This is a genomic window from Shinella sp. M27, from assembly GCF_049199905.1.
Lineage (GTDB): Bacteria > Pseudomonadota > Alphaproteobacteria > Rhizobiales > Rhizobiaceae > Shinella.
Genome location: NZ_JBLZPK010000059.1, coordinates 57,911 through 82,817 on the forward strand (window position 1 = coordinate 57,911; position 24,907 = coordinate 82,817).

Annotated in this window: 19 protein-coding genes; 11 read left to right on the forward strand and 8 right to left on the reverse strand. The window is 64.4% G+C overall.

What is annotated here, in order from left to right:
- The coding region (locus ACOZK4_RS21215; protein WP_421593647.1) for an NADP-dependent malic enzyme at positions 1-2,288 on the reverse strand (2,288 nt) is incomplete at its 3' end.
- A 235-nt stretch (positions 2,289-2,523) separates the two neighbouring features.
- On the opposite strand from ACOZK4_RS21215, the gene ACOZK4_RS21220 reads away from it, so the two are divergent.
- On the forward strand, positions 2,524-3,360 hold the full coding sequence (locus tag ACOZK4_RS21220) for a UDP-2,3-diacylglucosamine diphosphatase (protein ID WP_421593648.1): 837 nt from the start codon (positions 2,524-2,526) through the stop codon (positions 3,358-3,360).
- A gap of 106 nt (positions 3,361-3,466) precedes the next feature.
- A complete protein-coding gene (locus ACOZK4_RS21225) occupies positions 3,467-4,684 on the forward strand; it encodes an MFS transporter (protein ID WP_421593649.1) in 1,218 nt (405 codons plus the stop codon).
- On the opposite strand, the gene dgcA is transcribed toward ACOZK4_RS21225, so the two are convergent.
- Entirely contained in the window at positions 4,654-5,637 is a 984-nt protein-coding gene (gene dgcA, locus ACOZK4_RS21230; protein ID WP_313530911.1) for an N-acetyl-D-Glu racemase DgcA, read from the reverse strand. The two genes, ACOZK4_RS21225 and dgcA, sit on opposite strands and share 31 nt — an antisense overlap.
- A gap of 71 nt (positions 5,638-5,708) precedes the next feature.
- Between dgcA and ACOZK4_RS21235 the strand changes: the two genes are divergently transcribed.
- The 4 genes from ACOZK4_RS21235 to ACOZK4_RS21250 all read left to right on the forward strand — a co-directional run bounded on the left by ACOZK4_RS21235 (position 5,709) and on the right by ACOZK4_RS21250 (position 9,896).
- A complete protein-coding gene (locus ACOZK4_RS21235; protein WP_421593651.1) occupies positions 5,709-6,926 on the forward strand; it encodes an ABC transporter permease in 1,218 nt (405 codons plus the stop codon).
- 8 nt (positions 6,927-6,934) lie between these two features.
- Positions 6,935-7,720, forward strand: coding sequence for an ABC transporter ATP-binding protein (locus ACOZK4_RS21240; protein ID WP_421593653.1), 786 nt, complete (start codon positions 6,935-6,937; stop codon positions 7,718-7,720).
- Positions 7,721-7,780: 60 nt separating this feature from the next.
- Positions 7,781-9,151, forward strand: coding sequence for an MlaD family protein (locus ACOZK4_RS21245; RefSeq protein WP_421593655.1), 1,371 nt, complete (start codon positions 7,781-7,783; stop codon positions 9,149-9,151).
- A gap of 127 nt (positions 9,152-9,278) precedes the next feature.
- Positions 9,279-9,896, forward strand: coding sequence for an ABC-type transport auxiliary lipoprotein family protein (locus ACOZK4_RS21250; RefSeq protein ID WP_421593657.1), 618 nt, complete (start codon positions 9,279-9,281; stop codon positions 9,894-9,896).
- Positions 9,897-10,115: 219 nt separating this feature from the next.
- On the opposite strand, the gene ACOZK4_RS21255 is transcribed toward ACOZK4_RS21250, so the two are convergent.
- Together ACOZK4_RS21255 and ACOZK4_RS21260 are read right to left on the reverse strand one after the other, a co-directional pair.
- Entirely contained in the window at positions 10,116-11,093 is a 978-nt protein-coding gene (locus ACOZK4_RS21255; protein ID WP_421593659.1) for a Tim44 domain-containing protein, read from the reverse strand.
- Between the two features lie 188 nt (positions 11,094-11,281).
- Positions 11,282-17,266, reverse strand: coding sequence for a kinesin (locus ACOZK4_RS21260; protein ID WP_421593661.1), 5,985 nt, complete (start codon positions 17,264-17,266; stop codon positions 11,282-11,284).
- A 529-nt stretch (positions 17,267-17,795) separates the two neighbouring features.
- Between ACOZK4_RS21260 and ACOZK4_RS21265 the strand changes: the two genes are divergently transcribed.
- Both ACOZK4_RS21265 and ACOZK4_RS21270 read left to right on the forward strand, forming a co-directional pair.
- Positions 17,796-18,164 carry an Hpt domain-containing protein gene (locus ACOZK4_RS21265; RefSeq protein WP_421593662.1) on the forward strand — a complete coding sequence of 123 codons (369 nt, stop codon included), beginning with the start codon at positions 17,796-17,798 and terminating at the stop codon, positions 18,162-18,164.
- A gap of 191 nt (positions 18,165-18,355) precedes the next feature.
- A complete protein-coding gene (locus tag ACOZK4_RS21270; RefSeq protein ID WP_023512203.1) occupies positions 18,356-18,676 on the forward strand; it encodes a 2Fe-2S iron-sulfur cluster-binding protein in 321 nt (106 codons plus the stop codon).
- Positions 18,677-19,148: 472 nt separating this feature from the next.
- Here the strand turns inward: ACOZK4_RS21270 and ACOZK4_RS21275 are convergent, their stop codons facing one another.
- A complete protein-coding gene (locus tag ACOZK4_RS21275; protein WP_421593788.1) occupies positions 19,149-19,769 on the reverse strand; it encodes a DUF922 domain-containing Zn-dependent protease in 621 nt (206 codons plus the stop codon).
- 148 nt (positions 19,770-19,917) lie between these two features.
- On the opposite strand from ACOZK4_RS21275, the gene folP reads away from it, so the two are divergent.
- The 3 genes from folP to folK are packed head-to-tail and all read left to right on the forward strand — an operon-like array spanning position 19,918 to position 21,689.
- The gene (gene folP, locus ACOZK4_RS21280; RefSeq protein WP_421593663.1) at positions 19,918-20,790 is read left to right on the forward strand and encodes a dihydropteroate synthase; all 873 of its coding nucleotides are present in this window, start codon (positions 19,918-19,920) and stop codon (positions 20,788-20,790) included.
- Between the two features lie 22 nt (positions 20,791-20,812).
- Positions 20,813-21,181 carry a dihydroneopterin aldolase gene (gene folB, locus ACOZK4_RS21285; protein WP_117366234.1) on the forward strand — a complete coding sequence of 123 codons (369 nt, stop codon included), beginning with the start codon at positions 20,813-20,815 and terminating at the stop codon, positions 21,179-21,181.
- Positions 21,171-21,689 carry a 2-amino-4-hydroxy-6-hydroxymethyldihydropteridine diphosphokinase gene (gene folK, locus ACOZK4_RS21290; protein WP_421593664.1) on the forward strand — a complete coding sequence of 173 codons (519 nt, stop codon included), beginning with the start codon at positions 21,171-21,173 and terminating at the stop codon, positions 21,687-21,689. Before folB ends, folK begins: the two co-directional genes overlap by 11 nt.
- Here the strand turns inward: folK and ACOZK4_RS21295 are convergent.
- The 3 genes from ACOZK4_RS21295 to ACOZK4_RS21305 all read right to left on the reverse strand — a co-directional run bounded on the left by ACOZK4_RS21295 (position 21,682) and on the right by ACOZK4_RS21305 (position 24,899).
- Positions 21,682-22,230, reverse strand: coding sequence for a hypothetical protein (locus ACOZK4_RS21295; RefSeq protein ID WP_313530927.1), 549 nt, complete (start codon positions 22,228-22,230; stop codon positions 21,682-21,684). The two genes, folK and ACOZK4_RS21295, sit on opposite strands and share 8 nt — an antisense overlap.
- A gap of 147 nt (positions 22,231-22,377) precedes the next feature.
- A complete protein-coding gene (locus ACOZK4_RS21300; RefSeq protein WP_421593666.1) occupies positions 22,378-23,439 on the reverse strand; it encodes a YcjF family protein in 1,062 nt (353 codons plus the stop codon).
- Complete coding sequence (locus ACOZK4_RS21305; protein ID WP_421593668.1) at positions 23,436-24,899, reverse strand: YcjX family protein; 1,464 nt, start codon at positions 24,897-24,899, stop codon at positions 23,436-23,438. The genes ACOZK4_RS21300 and ACOZK4_RS21305 overlap by 4 nt, the downstream gene beginning before the upstream one ends.
- Between the last annotated feature and the right edge of the window lie 8 nt (positions 24,900-24,907).

Consider the following 24,907-nt stretch of genomic DNA (forward strand, 5'->3'; position numbering starts at 1 on the left):
ACTGCAAGCGCCGCCATGTTCACCACGCCGCGCGAGGTTGCCGACGGCGACAGGATGTGGGCGGGCAGGGCGGCACCGAGCAGGATCGGGCCGACATGCAGGCTGTCCGTCATGGTCTTGACGACGCCGAGGGTGATGTTGGCGGCGTCGAGGTTCGGGAAGACCAGCAGGTTGGCTTCGCCCGTCAGCGTCGAGTTCGGCATGACGCGCTGGCGCAACACCTCGGAAATGGCCGCGTCGCCGTGCATTTCGCCGTCGGCTTCCAGATCCGGGTCCTGCTCGCGCACAAGCTCCATCGCCCGGCGCATCTTGAGCGCGCTGTCCGATTCGCGCGAACCGAAGTTCGAATGGGAGACGAGGGCTGCGCGCGGTGTGATGCCGAAGCGGCGGATTTCCTGCGCGGCCATGATGGTCATCTCGGCCACTTCCTCGGCCGTCGGCTCCATCGTCACATAGGTGTCGGTGAAGAAGGTCGCACCACGCTGCGAGATCAGCAGGCTGAGACCTGAGAAATCGAGCACGCCGGGCTTCTTGCCGATGATCTGGCTGACATCGCGCAGGTGGCGCGCATAACGGCCTTCGACACCGCAGATCAGGGCATCGGCGTCGCCGCGCTTGACGGCCAGGGCGCCGATGACCGTCTGGTTCGTGCGCACGATGGTGCGGGCGGCTTCTGGGTTGACGCCCTTGCGGCCGACGAGGCTCAGGTACTCTTCGACATAGTCGCGGTAGCGCGGATCGTCTTCCGGGTTGACCAGTTCGAAATCGACATTCGGGCGCACGCGAAGGCCGTAGCGCTTGAGGCGCGTTTCGATGATCTGCGGACGGCCGATAAGGATCGGCTGGGCCGTATTCTCCTCCAGCAGAATCTGGGCGGCGCGCAGCACGCGCTCGTCCTCGCCTTCGGCAAAGATCACGCGCTTCTTCTCGGCCTTCTTCGCGGCGGCGAAGATCGGCTTCATGATGAAGCCGGAGCGCCAGACGAAACGGTTGAGCTGGTCGAGATAGGCGTCGAAATCGGTGATCGGGCGCAACGCCACCCCGGTCTCGGCCGCCGCGCGGGCAACGGCCGGCGCGATGCGCAGGATGAGGCGCTGGTCGAAGGGTGAGGGGATCAGGTAGTTCGGCCCGAAGCTCGGCGTATCGCCGGAATAGGCGCGGGCGGCGACGTCGGAGACTTCTTCACGGGCAAGCGCCGCGATGGCGCGCACGGCGGCCATCTTCATCTCTTCATTGATCGTGCGCGCGCCGCAATCGAGCGCGCCGCGGAAGATGTAGGGGAAGCAGAGGACGTTGTTGACCTGGTTCGGGAAGTCCGAACGGCCGGTGCAGATCATGGCATCCGGGCGTATGGCCCGCGCCTCCTCGGGCATGATTTCCGGCGTCGGATTGGCAAGCGCCATGATCAGCGGATTTTCCGCCATGCGGGTCAAAAGTTCCGGCTTCAGCACGCCAGCGGCGGAGAGGCCGAGGAAGACGTCGGCGCCGTCGATGCTTTCGGACAGCGCGCGCTTGTCGGTCTCCTGTGCATAGACGGCCTTCCACTGGTCCATGAGGACTTCGCGGCCCTTGTAGACGAGGCCTTCGAGGTCGTGCACCCAGATGTTTTCGACCTTTGCGCCGAGCGAGACGAGCTGATTGAGACAGGCGAGTGCGGCAGCGCCGGCGCCGGACGCGACGATCTTGGCCTCGCCGAGCGCCTTGCCGGCCAATTCCAGGCCGTTCAGGACGGCGGCTGCGACGATGATGGCCGTACCGTGCTGGTCGTCGTGGAAGACGGGTATGTCCATCTTCTCGCGCAGCTGGCGTTCGACCTCAAAGCACTCCGGCGCCTTGATGTCTTCAAGGTTGATGCCGCCGAAGGTCGGCTCCAGCGCGGAGACGACATTGACCATCTCATCGACGGTCGGGGCGTCGATTTCGATGTCGAAAACGTCGATGCCGGCGAATTTCTTGAAGAGGACGGCCTTGCCTTCCATAACCGGCTTGGAAGCGAGCGGGCCGATATTGCCGAGGCCGAGAACTGCCGTACCGTTCGAGACGACGGCGACGAGGTTGGCGCGGGCCGTGTAGTCGGCGGCCGTCTCGGGATTGTCGCGGATTGCAAGGCAGGGGGCGGCAACACCGGGCGAATAGGCAAGGGCGAGATCGCGCTGGTTGCCGAGCGGCTTGGTTGCGGTGATCTCGAGCTTGCCGGGGCGGGGATAGCGGTGGAAGAAGAGGGCCTGCTGGTCGATGTCGCCACTGACTGGGCCGTTCTGCGTCCTCGGTTTGTCACCCGTGCTCATGATGTTTCCTGCCATATGCTGTTTTGGTTGCGGCTCCACATGCCACGAACACGTCGCGACGTGAAGTTTCCGGAACCTTCCATAAAGCCGCATTCGCCGGCCTGTGCAATGCCTATTTGCGGACGGAAAAGGCATAGGTGTGTCATCAATTTGAAACAGGAGTCTGGTTTTCAACGGGACGAAAGCCGCCGGTTCCAGATGGAACGCGGCGGCCGGCCACCCGGAGACGAACGCGATGAGCCCGACGCCTGCCGACCCCAATGTCCGCCACTTCCGCACACTCTTCATCTCGGATGTGCATCTGGGATCGAAGGCGGCCAAGGCGGATTTCCTGATCGACTTCCTGCGCCACCACGAGGCCGAAACGATCGTGCTGGTCGGCGATATCGTCGATGGCTGGCGGCTAAAGCGCAACTGGTACTGGCCGCAGTCCTTCAACGACGTCACGCAGAAAATCCTGCGCAAGGCGCGCAAGGGCACGCGCATCATCTACATCCCCGGCAATCACGACGAGTTCCTGCGGGACTTCCCCGGCACGCATTTCGGCGGTGTCGAAGTGGCCGAGCGCATGATCCACGAGGCCGCCGACGGTAAGCGTTACCTGGTGCTGCATGGCGACGAATTCGATGTCGTGGTGCGCCATGCCCGCGTCGTCGCCTATCTCGGCGACTGGGCCTATGATGCGGCGATTGCCATCAATGTCGTCTTCGCCGCGATCCGCCGCCGCCTCGGGCTGCCGTACTGGTCGTTCTCGTCCTGGGCCAAGCAGCAGGTGAAGAGCGCCGTAAATTTCATCGGCGAGTTCCAGAAAGTGGTTGTGGAAGAAGCCCGCCGCAACGATGCCGACGGCGTCATCTGCGGCCATATCCACCATGCCGTCATCACCGAGATCGACGGTATCCGCTACATCAACAGCGGCGACTGGGTGGAAAGCTGCACGGCGATTGCCGAGCATCACGACGGCGAGATGGAGCTGATCACCTGGCAGACGCTGACGGCGGTGCCCGAACCCGTGTCGATTGCAAGCCGCAGCCTCGGCGTGGTGGCGACGTCTGGTGCCGAAGCCGCCTGACGCATTCCGTTGCAGACGAGATCGGAACGCAACCGGCAGAAATAGCGGATTGGCGTACGTACATCGGCGTGCTAGAGCGAGGTCGTTCCAATACAGGTTCCCCGCCATGACCGCCCCTTCCGGGTTCACCGTGACATCAGGCGCGCCGCCGTTCTTCGTCGCGCGCATCGCCCTCGTTTTCAGCGCCCCGATGATGGTGAACGGCATTGCGCTGCCGTTTTTCCCCGTCTGGCTGGAAACGCTATCGATGAGCGATTTCCAGATCGGCATCATTCTGGCCGTGCCGATGTTCGTGCGCGTCTTCACCGCGCCGGTGGCCGGCGTCATCGCCGACCGGATCGGCGAACGCTCGATCATGCTGGCCTGGTCGGCCGTGCTGTCGCTCATGACGGCGATTGCGCTCTTTGCGACGGGATCGTTCTGGCCGGTGCTGTTGCTCTACACGCTGCAAGGCGCGGTCTATTCGCCCTATGTGCCGATCACCGAGGCGATCATGCTGTCGGGCGTGCGGCGCTGGAATTTCGATTATGGCCGGATGCGCCTCTGGGGTTCGCTCGCCTTCATCGTCGCGACGATGATCGGCGGCTGGCTTGCCGGCCTTTATGGCGGCGCCATGGTGCTGCCAGCGATGGCGGTGGGTTTCGTCTTGACCGTGCTTGGCGCGGTGATCGCGCCGAGGGTCGGCAAGCCGCGCCGGCCGTCGCCGATCTCGGCGATCGCGACGATGCCGACGAAAAGCACGCTGCGGCAGGCGGATGTGCAGTTCATGCTGATCGGCGTCGCGCTGGTGAACTCGAGCCATGCCATGCTCTTCGCCTTTTCGGCGATCTACTGGCAGAAGATGGGTTTCAGCGGCGTGGATGTCGGCATCCTCTGGAGTGCCGGCGTGATGGCCGAGGTGATTTTCTTCCTCTTCGCCGTCCAACTCCGCCGCCGCTTCAATCTGTGGTCGATGATGATCGTCGGCAGCAGCGTCGCCGTCCTGCGATGGATCATCTTCCCGATGGATATGTCCTTTGCCGGCTATTTCGTGCTGCAATGCCTGCACGCCTTTACCTATGCCATCATCCATATGAGCGTGCAGAGCCGCCTCGTGGAGCGCGTGGCGGAAGAGCAGGAAGCCTCGGCGCAGGGGCTCTATTACTTCTACACCGGCATCTTCACGGCGTTCGCGACCTTCCTGTCGGGCTATGCCTTCAACTGGTATGGCGTTCACGGCTTCTACCTGATGTCCTGCATCGCCGCTGCCGGCCTCGCCTGCGTCGTCGCCGGCAGGGTCTTTGCAGTGCGTCTTCAGCCCCAGAGCGCCGCTTCGGGCGGATAGACCGACGATCCCTCGTAATGCAGGCCGGGCACCCGGTCGCGGGCCAGCAGCAGGGGGCCGTCGAGATCGACGAAATCGGCACCCTGCGCCAGAAGCACCGCCGGCGCCATGCCGAGCGAGGTGCCGACCATGCAGCCGACCATGATCTTCAGCCCGTGTTCGCGGGCGGCTTCGCGCAGCGCGAGCGCTTCCGTCAGACCGCCGGCCTTGTCGAGCTTGATGTTGATCGCGTCATAGCGGTCGATGAGCTTTGCGACATCCTCCGTGCGATGCACGCTCTCGTCCGCGCAGACCGGGATCGGCCGCGCATGACCGGCAAGCGCGGAATCGTTTCCGGCCGGCAGCGGCTGTTCGACGAGCGCGATGCGCGTCTCGGCGCAAATGGCGAAATGATAGGCGAGGTTTTCGGGCATCCAGCCCTCGTTGGCGTCGAGGATGATCGCGCTGTCGGGCGCACCGGCGCGCACGGCCCTGATGCGCGCGGCGTCGTCTGCCGTGCCGACTTTCACCTTGAGCAGGGCGCGGCCGGCATGCTCAGCGGCCTGGCGCTGCATAGCCTCGGGCTCTCCGAGCGAGAGCGTGTAGGCGGTGACGAGTTTCTGCGGGGCGGCGGCGTTGATGACCTGCCAGGTCGGCACGCCGGAAAGTTTCGCCTCGAGGTCCCACAGGGCGCAATCGATGGCGTTGCGCGCCGCGCCGGCCGGCATGATGCGGGCAAGGTCCTCGCGGCCGATGCTGTCCTCGACGGCGCCGCGCATCTCCTCGATCGCAGCCAGCACGCCGGGCACCGATTCGCCGTAGCGGGCATAGGGCACGCATTCGCCCCGACCGATCTGGCCGGAGGATTCGATTTCGCAGATGACCACCTCTGCCGTCGTCTTGGCGCCACGGGAAATCGTGAAGGCCCCGGCAATCGGGAAGGTTTCGGCGGTCGCGCGCAGTCTACGGTGCATCGGGCGGGATCCTGGCTGGCCCCGAAATATTCGAGGCGGAAACGGGGTTTTGCCGGTTCGTTCGGTGACAGATGGCCGGCGAGCCGATAAGACAGGCGCATGTTGTGCCCCAAGCACGGGAAGATGCAAGAGACTTGACCACAGCCGCCAGCCCATCAGCCGACATCGTGAGCGAAAGCCTGCCGGACAATGGCGGGGAGGTCTGGCGCTTGTCCGGCCACTGGGTGAACACAACCGCCGTTGCGGGTGCCAAGCGTCTGGCGGAGATGGCAGGCGGCAAGGGCGGTGCGCTGGAGATCGATCTCAGCGGCGTCTCGGAAATGGACACGGCCGGCGCCTGGCTGTTGCGCCGTGCGATCACCGAGCGGCAATCCGGCGGTGCCGAAGTGCATCTGAGGGATGGCGACGGTGAGCGTTATGCCGATCTCGTCTCCGCCCTGCCCGAAAAGCTTGCTCAGCCGCGTGCGGAAAAAGCGGCGCGCGTCACGCTGTTCGAGCGTGTGTTTTCACCCGTCGGCCGCGTCATCATGGACGCCTGGGAGGATATGGTCGCCGCCATGTTCATCCTCGGCTCGGCGGTGCGCGGGGCGCAGCTGAAACTTGGCCGCAGGAGCGGGCTTTCCCCGGCCGCTATCGTGCACCAGATCGACCATATGGGCGTTCGCGCCGTGCCGATCATCCTTCTGATGTCGTTCCTCATCGGCGCCATCATCGCCCAGCAGGGCGCCTTCCAGCTGCGGTATTTCGGGGCGGAGGTCTTTGTCGTCGATCTCGTCGGCATCCTGCAGCTGCGCGAAATCGGCGTGCTGCTCACCGCCATCATGATCGCCGGCCGCTCCGGCAGTGCCATCACCGCCGAAATCGGCTCGATGAAAATGCGCGAGGAGATCGATGCGCTGAAGGTCATGGGTCTCAGCCCCGTCGGCGTGCTCGTCTTCCCGCGGCTCGTGGCGCTGACCGTTGCGCTGCCGCTGCTCACCATCATCGCCAATTTCGCCGCGCTGTTCGGTGCGGCCTGCGTCGCCTGGGCCTATTCCGGCATCACCTTCGACACGTTCCTGTCGCGCCTGCGCGAAGCCATCGACCTTTCGACCATTGTTTCCGGCATGATCAAGGCGCCGTTCATGGCGCTGATCATCGGCATCGTCGCTTCGGTGGAAGGGCTGAAGGTCGGCGGCAGCGCCGAATCGCTCGGGCGTCACGTCACGGCCGCCGTGGTGAAGTCGATCTTCGTCGTCATCCTCGTCGACGGTCTCTTCGCCATGTTCTACGCAGCCATCGATTTTTAGGAAGGCGAATGGATCAGGCTCCCGAAAAACAGGACAATGTCGTGCTCTCGGTCAAGGACCTGACCGTGGGCTTCGGCAACAATGTCGTGCTCGACCGGCTGAACCTCGATATCTATCGCGGCGAAATCCTGGGCTTCGTCGGCGCGTCCGGCACCGGAAAATCCGTGCTGATGCGCACAGTCCTGCGCCTGCTGCCGCGCCGCTCCGGCAATATCCGCATCTTCGGCACGGATTTCGATAAGGCGAGCGAGGCCCAGCGCCTGGCGCTCGACATGAAGCTTGGCGTGCTCTTCCAGCACGGCGCCCTGTTCTCCTCTCTAACGGTCAAGGAGAACATCCAGGTGCCGATGCGCGAATATCTCGACCTGCCGCAGGCGATGATGGACGAGTTCGCGAAATTGAAGATCGAGCTTGTGGGCCTCGCACCCGAGGCCGCCGATAAATATCCCTCAGAACTTTCCGGCGGCATGATCAAGCGCGCGGCGCTGGCGCGTGCGCTCGCGCTCGATCCGGCGCTGGTCTTTCTCGACGAACCGACCTCCGGCCTCGATCCGATCGGTGCGGCCGAATTCGATGAGCTGATCGCCAAACTGCGCGACACCCTGGGATTGACCGTGTATATGGTGACTCACGACCTCGACAGCCTGTTTTCGGTCTGCGACCGGATTGCAGTGCTCGGAAAGAAGAAGGTCATGGTCGAAGGCACGATCGAGGACATGCTGGCCTTTGACGATGCGTGGGTGCAGTCCTATTTCAAGGGCAAACGCGCGCGCTCCATTGTGCGGAAAGCGTGAAGAAGTGTCCGGGAGCGTCGCTGCCCCGGAATAGGAACTGCGAGCGGGATAGCCTGAAGCATGGAAACGAAAGCCAATTACGCCATTGTCGGTTTCTTCACCGTGCTCGTGATGGCCGCCGCCTTCGGCTTCGTCTACTGGATGTCGCAATACGGTCGCAGCGGCGACATGGCACAGCTCGCCATCCGCATTCCGGGCTCCGCCAACGGTCTGAGCATCGGTTCGCCCGTGCGCTTTAACGGCATTCCTGTCGGCTCCGTGCGCAGCCTTGCCATCGATGCCGACGATCCCCGCTTTTCCGTCGCCATGACGGAAGTGGCGACAAGTGCGCCGGTCAAGCAGTCGACCACGGCCGTGCTCGAGGTGCAGGGTCTTACCGGCGCGGCCTATATCGAATTGTCCGGTGGTACCTCCGGCGATCCGAACATTCTTCAGAAGGCTTTCGACACGGAGACGGCAGCCGTGCTCGAGGCCGAGCAGTCGAGTGTCACCAATATCCTGTCGACCGCCGACAAGATCCTGAAGCGCGCCGATGCCGCCATCACCGACATCCAGGGGTTTGTCGCCGATGCGCGCGGGCCGCTGACCAAGACGATCAACAATGCCGAGCAGTTCTCCGATTCGCTCGCCCGCAACGGCAAGAATATTGACGAGTTCCTGAAGAGCGTCGGCGGCCTTTCGGAAACCTTCCGAAATCTCTCCGGCCGGCTGGATTCGACGCTTGCGTCGGTCGACGGTCTTATCAAGGCGGTCGATCCCAAGAAGGTCGAGGACTTCGTCGGCAATGTCGACAAGATCAGCAAGGACATCGCGGCCGCCTCGGGTGACGTGAAGACGACCGTCGAGGGCTTCCGTAAGACGGCCGAGACCTTCGATACCTTCGGCAAGAATGCCAATGCGGCGCTCGACAAGGTCGATACGCTGATTGCCGCCGTCGACACACAGAAGGTCTCTGGCGCGATCGACAATATCTCGGTGGCGAGTGCGGATGCCCGCAAGGCGATCGCCTCGGTCACGGGCGTTGCCAATCGTATCGGCGAGCGTCAGGGGGATATCGACCAGATCATCACCGACGTGAAACAGATGACCAACAAGCTGAACGCCGCCTCCACGCGCGTCGATGGCGTGCTCGCCAAGCTCGACGGCTTCCTGGGCGAGGGCGATTCCGAATCGCTCTTTGCCGAGGCCAAGGCGACGTTGCAGTCGATCAAGCAGGCTGCCGATACGCTGAACGGCCGCATCGGACCAATTGCCGATGGCCTCCAGCGCTTCTCCGGATCGGGTTTGCGCGATGTGGAAACGCTGGTGCAGGATACGCGCCGCACGATCCAGAACCTCGACAGCGCGATCTCGGGCTTTGAGCGTGATCCGCAGCGCCTGCTGTTCGGCGGCGAGACGGTGAAGCAGTACGATGGCCGCACGCGGCGCTAAACCAAAGGTGTGGCGCTATACCCACAATGGCTGTCTGGATGTTTCGGACGCGAATTTGTCCGGTATCGCAGCCGTGACTTGTTGTTGTGCCACTGCTAGACATTGAGTCTGTGGCTTTGAGGACGAGATGACAGTACCGGGTAATGAGTTGTTGCGGAACGGAACGGCGGCGCGCGCTGCCCTGATCGCCGTTCTGGCGGCAACGCTTGTCGCCTGCGGCAGCAAGGCAGCGAACAACGATACGTTCAGCCTTTCGGCACTCAGTTCCGTCGAAGGTCCTTCAGCGAAGAGCCGCCAGCTTCTCGTGCCGCAGCCTTCCGCGTTGAAAGCGCTGGACAGCGAGCAGATCATCATCCGCCCGACGCCGTCCGAAATCCAGTACCTCGCCAAGGCGCAGTGGAGCGACAGCCTGAGCAAGATGGTGCAGGCCAAGCTCGTGCAGGCCTTCGAGAACACCGGCCGTCTCGGCGGCGTGGGCATGCCGGGGCAGGGGCTTGCGATCGACTATCAGCTCGTCACCGACATCCGGTCGTTCGAGGTGCAGGCGTCGGGCGCCGACACGGCCGTCGTGGAGATTTCGGCCAAGCTGCTGAATGATCGCAATGGCACGGTACGAGCACAAAAAGTGTTCCGTGCGGCGGTACCGGTCAGCGGCGCGGGCAATCCGGCCTTCGTGAAGGCGCTCGATGCGGCCTTCGCCCGTGTGACCGCCGACATCGTCGGCTGGACGCTCTCCACGATCTAATCAGCCTTTTGCCCGCGTTGGCATCGGTGCAAAGCCCCTCATCCGGCCTGCCGGCCACCTTCTGCTCGCAAGCGGGGCGAACGCGGATGAGAGCGGGCCGCCTTCATGACCTATCGAATGCAGGAAGATCGAGCATCCTTTCACCCCGCTTGCGGTGAGAAGGTCGCGGCAGCTTGATGAGGGGCATACGCCACACCTGGCGGCACATGCCGTATCGCATCAGGCGTCGGCGACGCCCTGGATGGCCGAGACCTTCCACTCGCCGCCGTTGCGGCGCAGGAACGTCCAGATTTCGACGGCTTCCGTCAGATTGTCGGGATCGCCCGAAACCAGGCGGCCGGTCGCGCGGTCGCGCATCACGTCGATGCTCTCGTAGCGCATGGCGACGGTCGCATATTCATCCGAGCCTTCGCGCCAAGCTTCGGCCACGTCGCCCTGCACGAGGTGGATATCCTTGACCTCGTTCTTCAGGCCCTGGGTGGCATTGTCGCTCAGCTCCTCGGCGAGATAGGACATGGCTTCCGGCGTCGTGATCTGGCGCAGCGTGCGGAAGTCTTCCGCCGCATAGGCAGCCTGCAATTCCTTCAGCATGCTTTCGAACTGTTCGAGGTCCGCCTGCTGGATACCGATCTCGTCGCTGTTTTTCGGCTGGACGGGCGCTGCCTGCCGGCTGCCGCCGCCGACGCGCGGGATTTCGAAATCGGAGGCGCCGCCCTGATAGGCGCTGCGGGCCTGGCCGTTGCCGGCATAGGCGGGCGCGTTGCGCTGCGCGAACATGCGCCGCAGGAAGAAGAACAGGCCGGCGATCAGCGCCACCTGCAGGATAAGGCCGAGGAAGCCGATGCCGCCGCCGAGACCGGAGCCAAGCAGCATGCCGACGAGGCCGCCGAGCATCAGGCCACCGAGCAGCCTGCCGCCAAAACCGCCAAACAGGCCGGGGCGCGGGTTGGTTGCGGTCGTGGTGTTGCGGCCGGCCGAAGGCTGCGCCGACTGCTGGCGGGTCATGGTGCGGTCGATCGGCTGGGCTTCCGACGGCGAAGTGCGCGTCGTCGAAGGCGTGGAGAACGTCCGTGTGCCGCGGCTGCCGAAGCCACCGCCGGCGCGGCGCGCTTCGGCGACGTCAACGACCGTGACGATCGTCATTAGCGCAATCGCAAGCGTTGCCAGCACACGTCCAAATCCCTGTATCAAAATCATATTTCGTCTCTCTTCCCCTTGGCACTTTCAAAGTGCGTCGAGACGCATATAGAGGCCGGGCGCGCGGATTATAAGGTTTTGGCGAGGGGAAACGGCGTGAAGACCTCACATCTGCGTTATCGGCGCGTTATCAAAACAAAACGGCCGCCCCGAGGGACGGCCGTCGCTATTTTCGATCTTTATTCCGCTTAGCTGAAGCGGCCTGCCGCATGGGCCAGCATGGTATAGACCTTGCCGGTATCCGAGGTGAGGTAGGTCTGCGTCATCACCTTGTCGCGGTCGTTGCGGGCGACATCGGCGAGCAGCTTTTCGAAGTCCGAGATGTAGCGGTCGACCGCGGTGCGGAATTCCGGCTCGCGCTCATACTTGCGCTTGATCTCGTCGAACGTCTGCTGGCCCTTCAGCGTGTACAGGCGGCGTGTGAAGACGTCGCGCTCGCCGCGCTGGTAGCGGCGCCACAGATCGACCGAGGCATCGTGATCGATGGCGCGGGCGATATCGACGGAGAGCGAGTTCAGCGATTCCACGACATGGCGCGGGTTGCGCGTATCGGCCGGGCGGGCGGCCTGGGCCTCGCCGCGCGGCTGGGCGAATTGCGCTTCCTCGCGCGAAACAGCGCCGCGCAGCAGGTCTCGCATCCAGCCGCCTTCGCCTGAAGTCTTGGCATCGGCATCAGTGGGCAGGGGCTGGGCACGCTGCGGTACGGTTGCGTTGGCCGCACGCTCGAGGCCGAGGCTACCGCGCAGCTGGGCCGGCTCTTCGCGGCGGGGCTCGACGGCGCGGGTTTCCTGCACCGGCTGCTGCTGCTGTACCACGGGCTGCTGGACGGCCGGGCGGGAGACTTCGAGCGCCGAGGATGACTTGCCGATGATATCGGAAAGATCCTGCAGCGCCTTGATCTGCTCGCTGACGGCGCGGCGCATCTGTGCGGCGTTTTCCTTGGCTTCTTCCGGAAGGTCGAAGGCACCGCGCTTCAGTTCGCCACGGGTCTGGTCGAGTTCCTTGCGAATTTCGGAGGCCGCACGGCGGATTTCTTCGGTCGCGCCGGAGAACTTGCCGATGGCTTCCTCGACGGCCTCGCGCATGGATTCCCGCATGACGGTCGTGGCGGCCTCGGATTTCTTGCCGGATTCGGTAAGAAGGCGATCGACATCGGAGAGCGAGGCGCCGACGCTGCCGCGCAGGCGGTTCGCCACCTCCTTGGTCCGTTCCTCGGCGCGCACGAAGGCGCCTTCGACGGACTGGCCTGCCTCTTCACCGGCCTTGACCAACGAATCACGCAGGGTGCTGGCGGCTGCTTCGGCGCGCTTCTCGGTCTCGCCGAGAATGCGGCCGACTTCAGCAAACGAGCTCTGGATGCCGCCGCGCAGGTTGCCGGCGATCAGGCTGGAGCGTTCCTCGGCGCGGCTGAAGACGCCCTCGACCATGCCTTCGAGTGATTGCATGGTCTTCTCGATCTCTTCCGAGCGCTGGACGAGGCCGATGGAGAGCGAGCGCAGTGCGTCCTGGCGCTCTTCCAGCGTCGAGACGAGGTTCGATTGGGCGGCGGCGAGCAGGTCGGATGCCTGCGACAGGATCTTGGAGTGATCCTCGAAGCGGCCGACGATGCCGCCGATCTGCGAGAGCGTGCCGGCCGAAATGTCGGACAGGCGATCGACCTTGCCTTCGAGCAGGCGCGACGTGGTGGCGACCATGTCGGCGGCGCGTTCGGCCGAGGTGGTGAAGCGCTCCGATGTGCTGGTGAGACGGCCGTCGATGGCACCGAGCGTCTGGCTTGCCGAATCGACGAGCCCGGCAATCGCGCCATTGCTCTCGGAGAGGCGGGCGATCAGGCCTTCGACATTGGCGGCAAGGCCGTTTTCGATATCGCGCATCGCGCCGGCCGCTTCTTCGGTGCGGCTTGAGATCGCGGCAAGCGTATCGGCCGTGCGGGCGGAGATGGCGTTGATCAACGCGGCATTCTCGTTGCGCAGACGGTCGGCGCTGTCACGGGCGACGCTGCTGATGCTTTCCGCGGTCTCGCGGCCGACACCGGCCATCCGTTCGACGGCCTCGCGGCCGACGGCAGCATAGTCGTCGATAACGGGACGGGCTTCCTCGTTGATGAGGCGCGACAGTTCTTCCGTGCGGCTTGCCAGCATGGAGTTGAGTTCACGCGTGCGGTCGTCGAGCGTCGAGCGGATGGAGGCGCCGCGCGCTTCCAGCGCCTTCTCGACATCACCAAGACCGGTGCGCAGCGACTGCGCCTGGCTTGCAAGACGGTTTTCCGTTTCGGCGAAGCGGGCGGCGGCCGCCGTCGTGGTCTCGTCGACCGCGCGCGTGAAGGCTTCGTTTCGGGCGGAAAGGTTTTCGGCGAATTCATCGCCGGTCTTGGCGATGTTTTCCGCAACGCGCTGGGCTTCGACGCCCATTTCCTGTGCCGCACGAGAAACCGCGCCGCGCAGCGAACTCGACAGATGGGCGAATTCCTCGCCGGTCTTGGCAAGCGACTGGGCCGAACGGATGGCTTCGGCATCCATATCCTGGGCAGCCTGGGAGACGGCTTCGCGCAGTGTCTGGGCAAGGCCGGCCGCCTTGCCGTCGATCGTGCGGTTGACGCCATCAAGACCGATGGTGAGGGCCCGGTCCATCGTGCCGAGACGTTCCTCGATACGGCCGGTCTTCTCGTCGATGGTCGCAGCGATACGTTCGGAGGCTTCGGTCGAGACCCGCTCGATATCGTTGGTGCGCTGCGTGAGCGTACCGTCGATCTTGTCCGTCGCTTCGCCGGTCACGCGGGCGATTTCGCTCGCGCGTTCGGCAAGCGCACCTTCGAGGCGCGTCGCGGCGGCACCGGCAATGCGTTCGATCTCGGATGCGCGGCCGGAGAGCACATTCTCGATACGCTCAGCGGTGTCGCCGGCAACACGTTCCAGCTCGGAGGTCCGGCTCGACAGCGTAAGGTCGATGCGCTGGGCGGCATCACCAGCAATGCGCTCGATTTCTGAGGCGCGGCCGGAGAGAGACGCGTCGATGCGCTGGGCGGCATTTTCGGCGATCAGGTCAATTTCGAGCGCGCGGCCGGTCAGCGTGTTGTCGATGCGCTCGGCGGCTTCGGTCGTTACGCGTTCGATATCGCTGAGGCGGCCGGAAAGGGCGCCTTCGATGCGGTTGGCCGCATCAGCACTGACGCGCTCGATATCGCCGACGCGGCCGGCAAGCGCAGCCGCGATGCGGGCCGTCGTCTCGTCGCCGATGCGATCGACTTCGGCGATCGGGCGGGAGAGGGCGTTGGAGACGCGCAGCGACACGTCGCTGCCCACGCGGTCGAGATCGACCAGACGCTCGGACAGCGTGTCGGAGATACGGGCGGCGGCGGTGTCGACCGTGCCCGAGACATGATCGACGCTCTGTTCGATGCGCGCTTCCAGCTTGCCGAGGTTTTCCTCCAGACGGCTGCCGGTGGCGTCGAAACGGTTCGCGACGCCGTCGACCGTCGTTTCCATACGGGCGCCAAAGGCATCGGCGGCCTCGGCGATCTTCGCCGTGGTTTCGCTGAGGCGTTCGGCGACCGCACCGGCGCTTTCGCGCACGCGGTGATCGAGCAGGGCGGCACTGCCGTCGATGGTGCGGCGCAGCGTTTCTTCATGCTGCTCCAGCGACATTTCCAGCATGCCGGCCGAGGTGGCGATCGAGGTGCCGATATTGGTGGCCTGCTCGTTCAGCGTTTCGGTGAGCTGGTTCTTGCCGTCGGTGATGGCGACATTGATCGCGTTGATGCGGTCGTCGAGCGTGGCGCGGATCTGCTCGTGGGTGTTGACGAGCGAGCCGGCGAGCTGTGAGGCGCGGCCGGAAAGGGCTTCGGCGATCTCGGCGGCGCGGCCGGAGAACGCATCGGCGAATTCCGCGGCCTGACCATGCAGGACGCCGCCAAGCTCGCGGCTGCCTTCGGTCAGCACCGTCTCGACGCGGTTTGCGGCGGCATCGATCGACGACTGCATGGCGCCGGCGCTGTTGGACAGAACCGAGGCGAGGTTGGCCGTGCGGCCGGTGATGACTTCATCGATCTGGCGGGCAGCACCCGTCAGCGCGTTTTCGACGCGGCCGGCGGCGGAGCCGACCGACTGCTCGAGCTGGCTTCCGGTTTCGTTCAGCATGGCCGAGAGGGCGGCCGTGCGTTCGGTGAGCGCGCTGTCCAGACGGTTGTGGCTGGCGGCGATCGTCGAAGTGATCTCGTCGGCGCGGGCGCCCAGCGCTTCTTCCATACGCGCCTGGGCGGCCTGGATGTCTGTGGCAATTGCCGTGCCGCGGTTGTCGAGCGCTTCCGTAAGGCGGCGTTCGCTGCCCGAAATGCTTTCCGCCAGCGCATCCGCGCGGGCACCAAAACCGCTTTCGATGCGATTCTGGACATCGGAAAGGCCGCCGAGCAGGGCCGCCGACTTTTCGGAGAGCACCGCGCCGACGCGCTCATGCGCACCGGTGACGGCGCTGTTGATGGCATCCGCATGGCCGGAAACGGCGCTTTCGAGCACTTCCTGGCTGGTGGCGAGCGTCGTCGCGAGAGCGAAGGACTGGTCGGTCAGCGTGTTGCCGAGGCGGTCGATGCCGGAGGTCAGCAGGCCGTCGATGGCATCGCGGCCGCTCGCAACCGTCTCGTTGATGCGGCCGAGACTTTCCATCAGCTTCGAGTCGAGCGAACCGGCGCGCTGGTCGAAGGCCTGGGCGAATTCCTCGACGCGGTTGTCGAAAGCGCCGGCGATCTGGCCGACGGTCGCCTGCATGCGCTCGTCGAAGAAGCCCGAGCGCAGGTCGAGGTCCATGACCGTATCGTCGGCGGCGTTCTTGAGGCTCTGGCGGAACTGCGCGCCCTTTTCGTCGAGTGCGGCATTCATCGACTGGAGAACCTGGTCGAGACCGTTTGTGACGGCATGCTGGCCGACGGACAGGCTTTCGCTGATCTCGCGGGTGCGGGCGATCAGCGTCTCGTTGAGCTGCTTGGCGCGCTCGTTGAGGGCGGCGTTCAGCTTTTCGGTATTGGTGTCGAGCGAGGAGGCGCGCGTCTCGAACTGCTGGAGCAGATCGCGGCCGCGGGAATCGAGGCTCTTGGTCAGATGATCGAGGCGGGTGTCGAACTCGTTGGCGAGTGCCAGGCCCGAAGAGGAGAGGGTGGAGAGCAGGCTGTCGGTGCGGGCCGAAAGCATGGCGCCGATCGTCTGCGTCGCGCTGTCGGACTTTTCCATCAGCATGGCGGCGCGGGTGTCGAGCATGGAAGCGAAGGCTTCGCCCGAGGTCGCAAGCCGATGGGTAATGTTGTCGCCGGCGCTGGCGAGCTCGTCCTTCAGCTGCTCATGCGCACCCGAAATCGAGGAGCGGATGCGCTCGGCATGACTGACGATGGCTTCGCGCTCGGAGCCAAGTTCCTGCACGAGCGTGCGCACGCGCATTTCATTATCGGTGTAGCTGCGCTCCAGTGCATTCACTTCCGAATGCACGAGGGTTTCAAGTTCGGTGGCGCGCGCGATGGTGCGCTCGATGCCTTCGTTCATCGCCGACACTTCGCGACGAACCGCCTGGCCGACTGTCATGATGCGGTCGGTGGCGACGGTTTCCGGCTCGGAAAGACGCAAGGCCACTTCGGCCATCGAGCGGGCAGCGCTGCGCAGCTCATGAGCGCGCGAGATCATGATCGCGAAGGCGAAGAACAGCATGATCGGCATGACGATGGCGACGACCATGCCGATGGCGCCGGGAAGGGCGACGAGATCGGCTACCGAGCGGATCTCCCAGATCTTCGGCGCATAAAGCAGGTTGGCAACGCCGAGGCCGCCTACGACCCAAAGGATCGAGGCGACGACGGCGGTGCGGATCGACGAGCGGCTGGAGCGCACGTCCAGCGATTTCAGGATCGCAGCCGGCGATTTGCGCGAACCGTCATTGGCGGGCGTGAAGGCGGGGGTCTTGGGTGCGGGCTCGGGCGCCAGGTTGCGGGGCGTTTCGCCCGCTGCCGGGCGGCTTGCCGGCTTTTCCTGTGTCTTGGTCGAAACACGGCTTGCAGGTTCAGACACGCGCGCCTCCGAAGTGTCCTTCTTCGCGGGCGTCTCCGGCGTCAGATCGTCGAAATCGATCTTCAACGCCTCTTCCAATGCCTGGAAAGCCTTTTCGTCGATCGTTTCGTTGGACTTGTTCGTCGCCATGCGGTTACGCCTCGTTACCATTCTCCGGGACGGGCCTCATACGCGCTGCCGCTGCTCAGGCGTCTTCGAACCGTCCGGTGGGTGGCCGGTCTTGCTGCTTACCCTCATGGCAAGCAGCGTCCAGGCCGCCGTTCATTCCAAATTCGCTCGATAAACCGAAATCGTGGCGTAAAGTATCTCCGCGCACGGCTTATCCACCGGGACTATCCCGGTCGTATCGTAGTGACACATTAGCCTGTATCACACAATTGATTGCCATCTCCCTTCGCTTGAAACTTAACAGGAAGTTAATGCGAGGGCTTTTTGTATCGCGATGGAATAATAGGAAAAATGGCGATTTTTCAGCCGTTAACCATAGTTTGCGATTCATGCCCAGATTGCGCCCTCTTTTAATCGGATAGGCGCGCCGGTCCCGCAGAATGGTGTCCCATGACTTCCACCGGATCCCGGCACAGGTTCGTGGCCGCATCCGGCTCCTGCGTGCATCACAACGAAACAAGCGTGCGTCGCATATAAAGGAAATTGGCAAATGGCAGCGCTCAACATCGCCTTCGAGGCCCCCGACAATACCGGCGGCATGGGACCTTCGAACGGACGTCCGATCGATCTGGTACACTTGGCGCGCCAGACGATGGGCGACAAGGCCCTCGAACTGGAAGTGTTGCAGATGTTTGCGCGCCAGGCGCGCGAAAGCATGAAGGAACTGGCAACGAGCGAAGGCGCTGTGCGTGCCGCCGTGGCACACCGCCTCAAGGGCTCTGCCCAGTCCGTCGGTGCGGACGCCGTTGCCAAGTCTGCCGCCGCGCTGGAGGACAACCCGGCCGATGCGATTGCGCTTGCCGGCGTCACCGCCGCCGTCGTCGAGGCGGAAAACTTCATCCTCAAACTCTGCCGCTGATCGCCGCTGCCCCGGCGCAGCGGGAAAATTCCATGGCGCGGCGGGACTGGCGCGGCCTCGCCCGGCGCGCGATGTTGACTGGAGAGGGGTTTTGTTGGAAACGTCCGGCGGAAAACCGGCGTTTCGGAAAACACCTTCGCCGGTCGTCCCTTCGCCCGCTTCGGGCAGTTCTTGAGAATCCGGAAGCCATCATGAGCAAACTCACCATCGTCGCCTTCGACGGCACGCGCCACGAACTGGATGTCGCCAACGGCTCCACAGTCATGGAAAATGCCGTGCGCAACTCCGTGCCTGGCATCGAGGCGGAATGCGGCGGCGCCTGCGCCTGCGCCACCTGTCATGTCTATGTCGACGACGCCTGGAGCGCCACCGTCGGCCCACCGGAAGCGATGGAAGAGGACATGCTGGACTTCGCCTACGAGGTGCGCCCCACCTCGCGGCTCTCCTGTCAGATCAAGATGTCGGATGCGCTCGACGGGCTCGTGGTTCACGTGCCGGAACGCCAGGCCTGACATCATCCACCCATGCCGAAGTTTAGCGGCGGCACCGTTCCGGTGTCGCCTTTTTGGCATGCGCATTTTGCTTTTCCGTGTCGGAAGAGAGGAAGACGCGGCGTTACATTTTCTCTCGCAAAGAAGAGAATCGTTCGTCTGTGTTTTCTTGAAGTATAGAAGACAAAAAAAGAGCCTCGCCGGTCGATCAAGACGAGCGAGGCCAGTAGGGCGCATCGCAGCGAGGAGAGGGAGGAGACACCTGCTGCTGAGATAAGGACGCGCCAGGAGAACCTGTTACAAACCGTTTCATGCAACTCCGGGAAGGAAATGTCTCTTCCCGTTCACTGTTGATATGAAAATACGGTGATTTGCGGAATTGCGCTATCGCTAAAACTAACCAGTCATTTCATGGATAGAACGCACACGGGGCCTTGCTCCGGTCCCGTTGCATTAAAGCTTTCTCAAGAAATACCTGTGCGGCCACGTACGCTTATTCGGCTTGGCTCTTCAGCCGGTGCGTGAGGAGCCGCATCATGCGGTCATTGAAGCTTTTCGATTCGACCCGGTCGAAACGGGCCTGGTCGGCATCGTGCTTCGAAACGGCATCCGCCGTTGCCCGGTCGACACGGGCCTGCATGCGTTCGCAGTCGCTTTCCGGCCGCAGCGTCTTCAGCGTCTTCTCCAGGGCGCGGGCATGGGTGCGGGCGATTTCCGCGTGGCGCTCCTCATGGCGCTTGATATCGGCCGAGAGCGTATCCCAGATCAGCGCGAGCGAGGCGGTGGCGCGCCTGCGGTTCTTCCATTTGGGCAGGATGATCTGGGTGGAGAGCGTCACCTTGGCATCGCCGACCGCGCATCTGCCGCCGCGGCGCACATAGGTGACCGAGCCGCCCCATTTTATGCGCGTGGCGCCAGGATGGCGCGAGCCGGAATGCTTCATGACGGGACCGCGCTTGGAAAGTTCCTCGTCCAGTTCGGCCGCCGTGCGCCCGCCGATCGAGAAATAGGCGAAGGATTTCGAGGTGATGGTCTCGGCGGCTGCGGGCTGGAGAGCGACGGAGGCGAGGGCGGCAACGGCCATCAGGCGAGCGATGGTCTTCATTCTTATCAGCATTCCTTTCGCCATCGGGCTTTTGCAATCGACGGAGCCCGACGCAGTGCCGGCCAGAGGCCGGTTGAACTTCCCTTAAGCTTGGGGCATAGGCTCGGCGAGCGCAACACCCTTTCGGGAACGCTGGTTAATCGCGAAGGAAACCGCCATGGTCTCGCCGTTCGATCCCTTTCGCTGGGCGCTCGCCCATGGCCGGCATCTGGAGCTCGGCCCGCGCGGCATCCTGATGGCGATCGTCAATGTCACGCCCGATTCCTTTTCGGACGGCGGGCAGTTCGACAGCGCCGATGCGGCGGTCGCGCAGGCGATCCTCTGTCTGGAGCAGGGCGCCGGGATCATCGATATCGGCGGCGAATCGACCCGGCCGGGTGCGGCCAGCGTCTCGGCGGCCGAGGAGCAGGAGCGTATCCTGCCCGTCATCGAGGCGCTCGCCGGCACGACGGATGCCATCATCTCCGTCGATACCTACCGCGCCGAGACCGCGCGTCTTGCCGTGGCCGCTGGCGCCCATATCGTCAATGATGTGCACGGTCTGCAACGCGAGCCTGATATTGCGCGCGTCGCGGCCGAGACCGGGGCCGGGCTCTGCATCATGCATACCGGCCGCGACCGGCAGAAAATGCCTGACGTGGTCGAGGACCAGTATCTCTTCCTCGGCCGCTCGCTGGAGATCGCCCGCGAGGCCGGTATCGCCGGCGACGCGATGGTGCTCGATCCCGGCTTCGGCTTTGCCAAGGATACGCAGGAAAATCTCGAACTGATGGCCCGCTTCGGCGAGCTTTTCGGCTTCGGCCGGCCCATCCTCGCCGGTACCTCGCGCAAACGCTTCGTCGGCGCGGTGACGGGCCGCGACGCTGCGGAGCGGGATGCCGGCACGGCCGCGACCACGGCGCTGCTGCGTGTCGCAGGTGCGGCGGTGTTTCGGGTGCACGATGTCGCAATCAACAGGGATGCGCTTGCCATGGCGGATGCTATGCTGGACGCAAAGCGCACGGTGAAGGCCCGCGAAGAACGCGCCTGACCATAGCCAGACAGGAAAAACCATGACCACCACCTACACGATCACGCTCAAGAACTGCGCCTTCTTCGCCCGCCATGGCCTGCATGATGCGGAAGAGTTTCTCGGCCAGCGCTTCTTCGTCGATGCGGAGCTCGAAGTTCGCCCCTCGCAGCCGCTCTCGGATGACGCCATCGAATCGACCGTCGACTATGGCGTGGCCTTTCAGGAGATCGAGAAGATCGTCACGGGTCAGCGCCGCTACCTCATCGAGGCACTGGCGCAGGAGATCGCCACGGTGCTCTGTGCCCGCTTTCCGCAGATTTTCCGCGCGCGCATTACGGTGCGCAAGCCGAATGCGCCGGTGCCTGGCGTGCTGGATTACGTTCAGGTGACCGTCGATCATGTCGTCTGAAATTTTCCACCGGGCCTCGCTCGGCCTCGGCGGCAATATCGGTGATCCCGTGCAATCCATGGCCGAGGCGCTGCGTGCGCTCGATGCGCGGCCGGACTGCCGCCTGACGGCCGTCTCGCGGCTCTACCGCACGCCGCCCTGGGGCAAGACCGATCAGGACTGGTTCTTCAACGCCTGTGCGCTGGTAGAGACATCACTGGCACCCGAGGCGCTGCTCGACACCTGCCTCGGCATCGAGCGCGACATGAAGCGCGAGCGCAAGGAGCGCTGGGGACCGCGCACCATCGATATCGACGTTTTGACCTATGAGGGTGTGGAGCAGTCCGGCGGGCGACTGGAATTGCCGCATCCGCGCATGACGGCTCGCGGCTTCGTGCTGATGCCGCTTTCGGATATCGCGCGCGATCTGATCGTCGCGGGACGCACGATCGGCGACTGGCTTCAGGACGCGGATGTCGCGGGCATCGAGCCGGCGAGTGCCGGCTCCGAATGGTGCCCGCTTACTTGATCGAGCCGACGGCGATGTCGTCGAGGTTGCGGTCGAGCGCGACGCCGATGACCGGAACCATCTTCTCGCCGACCTTCACCGAAATGGTGATAGCGAGCTTGTTGTCGCTTTCGAGCCGGGCGATCATCGCACCGTTCAGCTTCTGGCGGTTGATGCCGACGACGACCTTGTTGCCGGCGACCTGGCCGGAGGTGATGTCGAGGCCCTTGCCGGAGGCGCCATCGAGGAATTTGCCCTTGTAGGTGCCGCCGGCCTTGGTGATCAGCGCCGACATCGGCTGCTTGAAGACGCCGACGCGGCAGAAGCCGTCGAGCTGGATGCCGGAGCCCTTGGCGGGTGCGGTGTCGCCCGTCAGGTCGCAGGCGAATTTCGTGCCCTTGTACTTGCCGGCGACGATTTCGCCCTTGCCGGACCAGTTGCCGGTGACCTGCTCGAAGAAGGCCTTGTCACGCGTGCCGGCCGATGCCGGAATGACGAAGGTGGAGGCTGCAACGAAGGCCGCTACGGAAGCGCGGGCGATCAAAGAGGTGCGCGGGTACATGAACGATCCTTGATGGGCGACGGCCATTCGGCCTGCTTTGGTGCGACGAGATTTGCGCGAAAATGGTTAATGGACGGTTTCCGGCGCCCTTGTCGTTCATCATTTGCTAGGATTGTGCACCCGCAAAACCGGGGTGTTGCAAGACGGTCACGTCTCGTCGCGCCGGCCGTTTCCGGCGCCCGGCGTCAGGTCGCCGATGAAATCGCCGATGCCGGGGCGTTTCAGCGCGCGAAACGGCATGGGGCGGCAGAGGTCCATGGCGGCGATGCCGATCCGGGCCGTCATCAGGCCGTTGATGACGCCTTCGCCGAGGCGGGCGGAGAGTTTCGAGGCGAGCCCATGGCCGAGTACCTGCTGCACGACGCTGTCGCCCATGGCGATCGAGCCGGTGACAGCGAGATGGGCGATGACGTCGCGCATCAGCCTGAGCATGCCAAGCTTGCCCGGCCGGCCGCCGTAGAGTTCCGCCATGCGCCGCACCAGCCGGCTGCTTTCATAGATGACATAGCCGAGATCGACCAGCGCGCGTGGACTGACGGCGGTTACGATCGAGACGCGTTTCGCTGCGTCGAGGATGAGTGCGCGCGCCTCGCGGTCGAGCGGGCCCATCAGTTCGCGTTCGGCGAGATCGACGAGATGGGCCGAATCGATGATCTCGCCCTCCGTCTCGGCAAGCCGTGTGCGGCCGCGCGCCGTTTGTGGACGGGCCGAGAGGAGCGTGACGAGGCGGGCAACGATGGCGCGGCCCACAGCCGGCTTCGGCGAGGCGATGGCCTCCGTCACGTCGCGCTTCAGGTCCTGCACGGCGGCGAGGCGACGCAGGCCCCAGGCCTCGCGCAGCACGACGCCGAGAAGGGCGAGCGCCGCAATAACGGTCGCGCCGATCGCCAGATAACCCAGCCAGTCGTTGCGGCTGAAGAGGTCGCGGATCAGCGCATCGATCCAGAGGCCGACGGCGAGCGAGAGCAGCAGTCCGAGTGCGCCGATGGCGATGCGGCCGAAGGTGAGGCGGCGGGGGCGAGGTGTGGCGACCGGCGGAGCGAGATTCGGCAGGTCCGTCGTCGTCGCGATGAAGGGATCGTCGGCATCCGGCGTGAGCGTCACGGCATTGTCGAAGGCGGCCGGTTTGCGCGGCTCGCTGCGCACCGGCGGCACCGTGCTGTCCGATGGCAGCGAGAAGGCTGCGGGCTTGCGCGGGCGGTCGTTCATGCCAGCCGGTCTCCGATCAGATATTGCAGCGCGCGGTCGAGCCTTATGTGCGGCACCGACAGTTTCAGGCCGCCGCCGGTCTCCTCGATATGCGGCGGGCGGAAGCGCACGAAATTGAGAAGACCTTCGGAATGCTGTTCAAGCGCTTCGAAAAGTGAATCCGGATTCTCCGGTAAGTCACCGGGAAATATGGCGGTTTTCCTTTCGCCGTCGAAGATCTCGCCGTTGATCTTTTCGCCCGTCATCGGCACGCCGACGATGACGGGCAGCTCTTCTCCATTGTGCTTGACGGTCGCCTCGCGGGTGGCGCGCACGGAGGCGAGCGCCATGACCTCGATGCCGGCGCCGCTCATGCCGATGCGCTCGATGGCGCGCTCGACCAGCCGCCGCGTGACGGCTTCGAGCCGTGCGTGGCTCTCGTGGTGAAGGTGGTCCGCCTTGGTCGCGGCAATCACGATGCGGTCGATGCGGCGGGTGATGAAGGAGGACAGGAAGCTGTTGGTGCCGGAGCGGAAGCAATCGAGCACGTCGCCCAGCGCCCGCTCCAGATCGTGCACCGCCTCCGCGCCGCGGTTGATCGCCTGAAGCGCGTCGATCAGCACGATCTGCCGGTCGAGGCGGGCGAAGTGCTCGCGGAAGAACGGCCGCACCACATGGGTCTTGTAGGCCTCGTAGCGCCGCTCCATCATCGCCTGGAGCGAGCCCTTGGCGGGGTTCTCCTTGGTCAGGTCCGGCAAGGGTGCAAACGTCAGCGCCGGCGACCCCTCGAGATCACCCGGCATCAGGAAGCGGCCGGGCGGCAACGTGGAGAGCGAGCGCTCGTCGGATTTGCAGGCCTTCAGATAGGCGGTAAAACTTTCCGCCAGTGCCCTTGCGGTCGCTTCGGACGCCGCGGCGGTGGGATCGACCGTGCCGGACAGGGCCAACCAGTCGCGGGCAAGTTCGGCGCGGATGCCGGACCCTGCCAATGCCACGGTGTTTTCACTGAAGGTACGGAAATCCTGTCCGAGCAGCGGCAGATCGAGCAGCCATTCGCCGGGATAGTCGACGATGTCGATGGAAAGCTTTCCAGGCGAAAACAGCCGGCCCCAGCCGGAGGCGCTTTCATAATCGAGCGTGATGCGCAGCTGCGAGATGGCGCGCGTCGAGTCGGGCCAGAGGCGATCGGCGACGAGTGCGCGGATATGATCCTCGTACTGGAAGCGCGGCACGGCATCGTCGGGCTGCGGTTCCAGCCGGATCTTCGAGACGCGGCCGGAGCGACCGGCCTCGAACAGCGGCAGGCGGCCACCGTTCAACAGGTTGTGCACCAGCGAGGAGATGAACACTGTCTTGCCGGCGCGCGACAGGCCTGTCACGCCAAGCCGGATCGACGGATGGACGAGATTGGCGGCACGGCCGGTTAGCGCGTCGAGCGCGAGCAGGGCTTCATCGGTGAGATTGGTCAGGCTAGGGGGCAAGGTCTCTT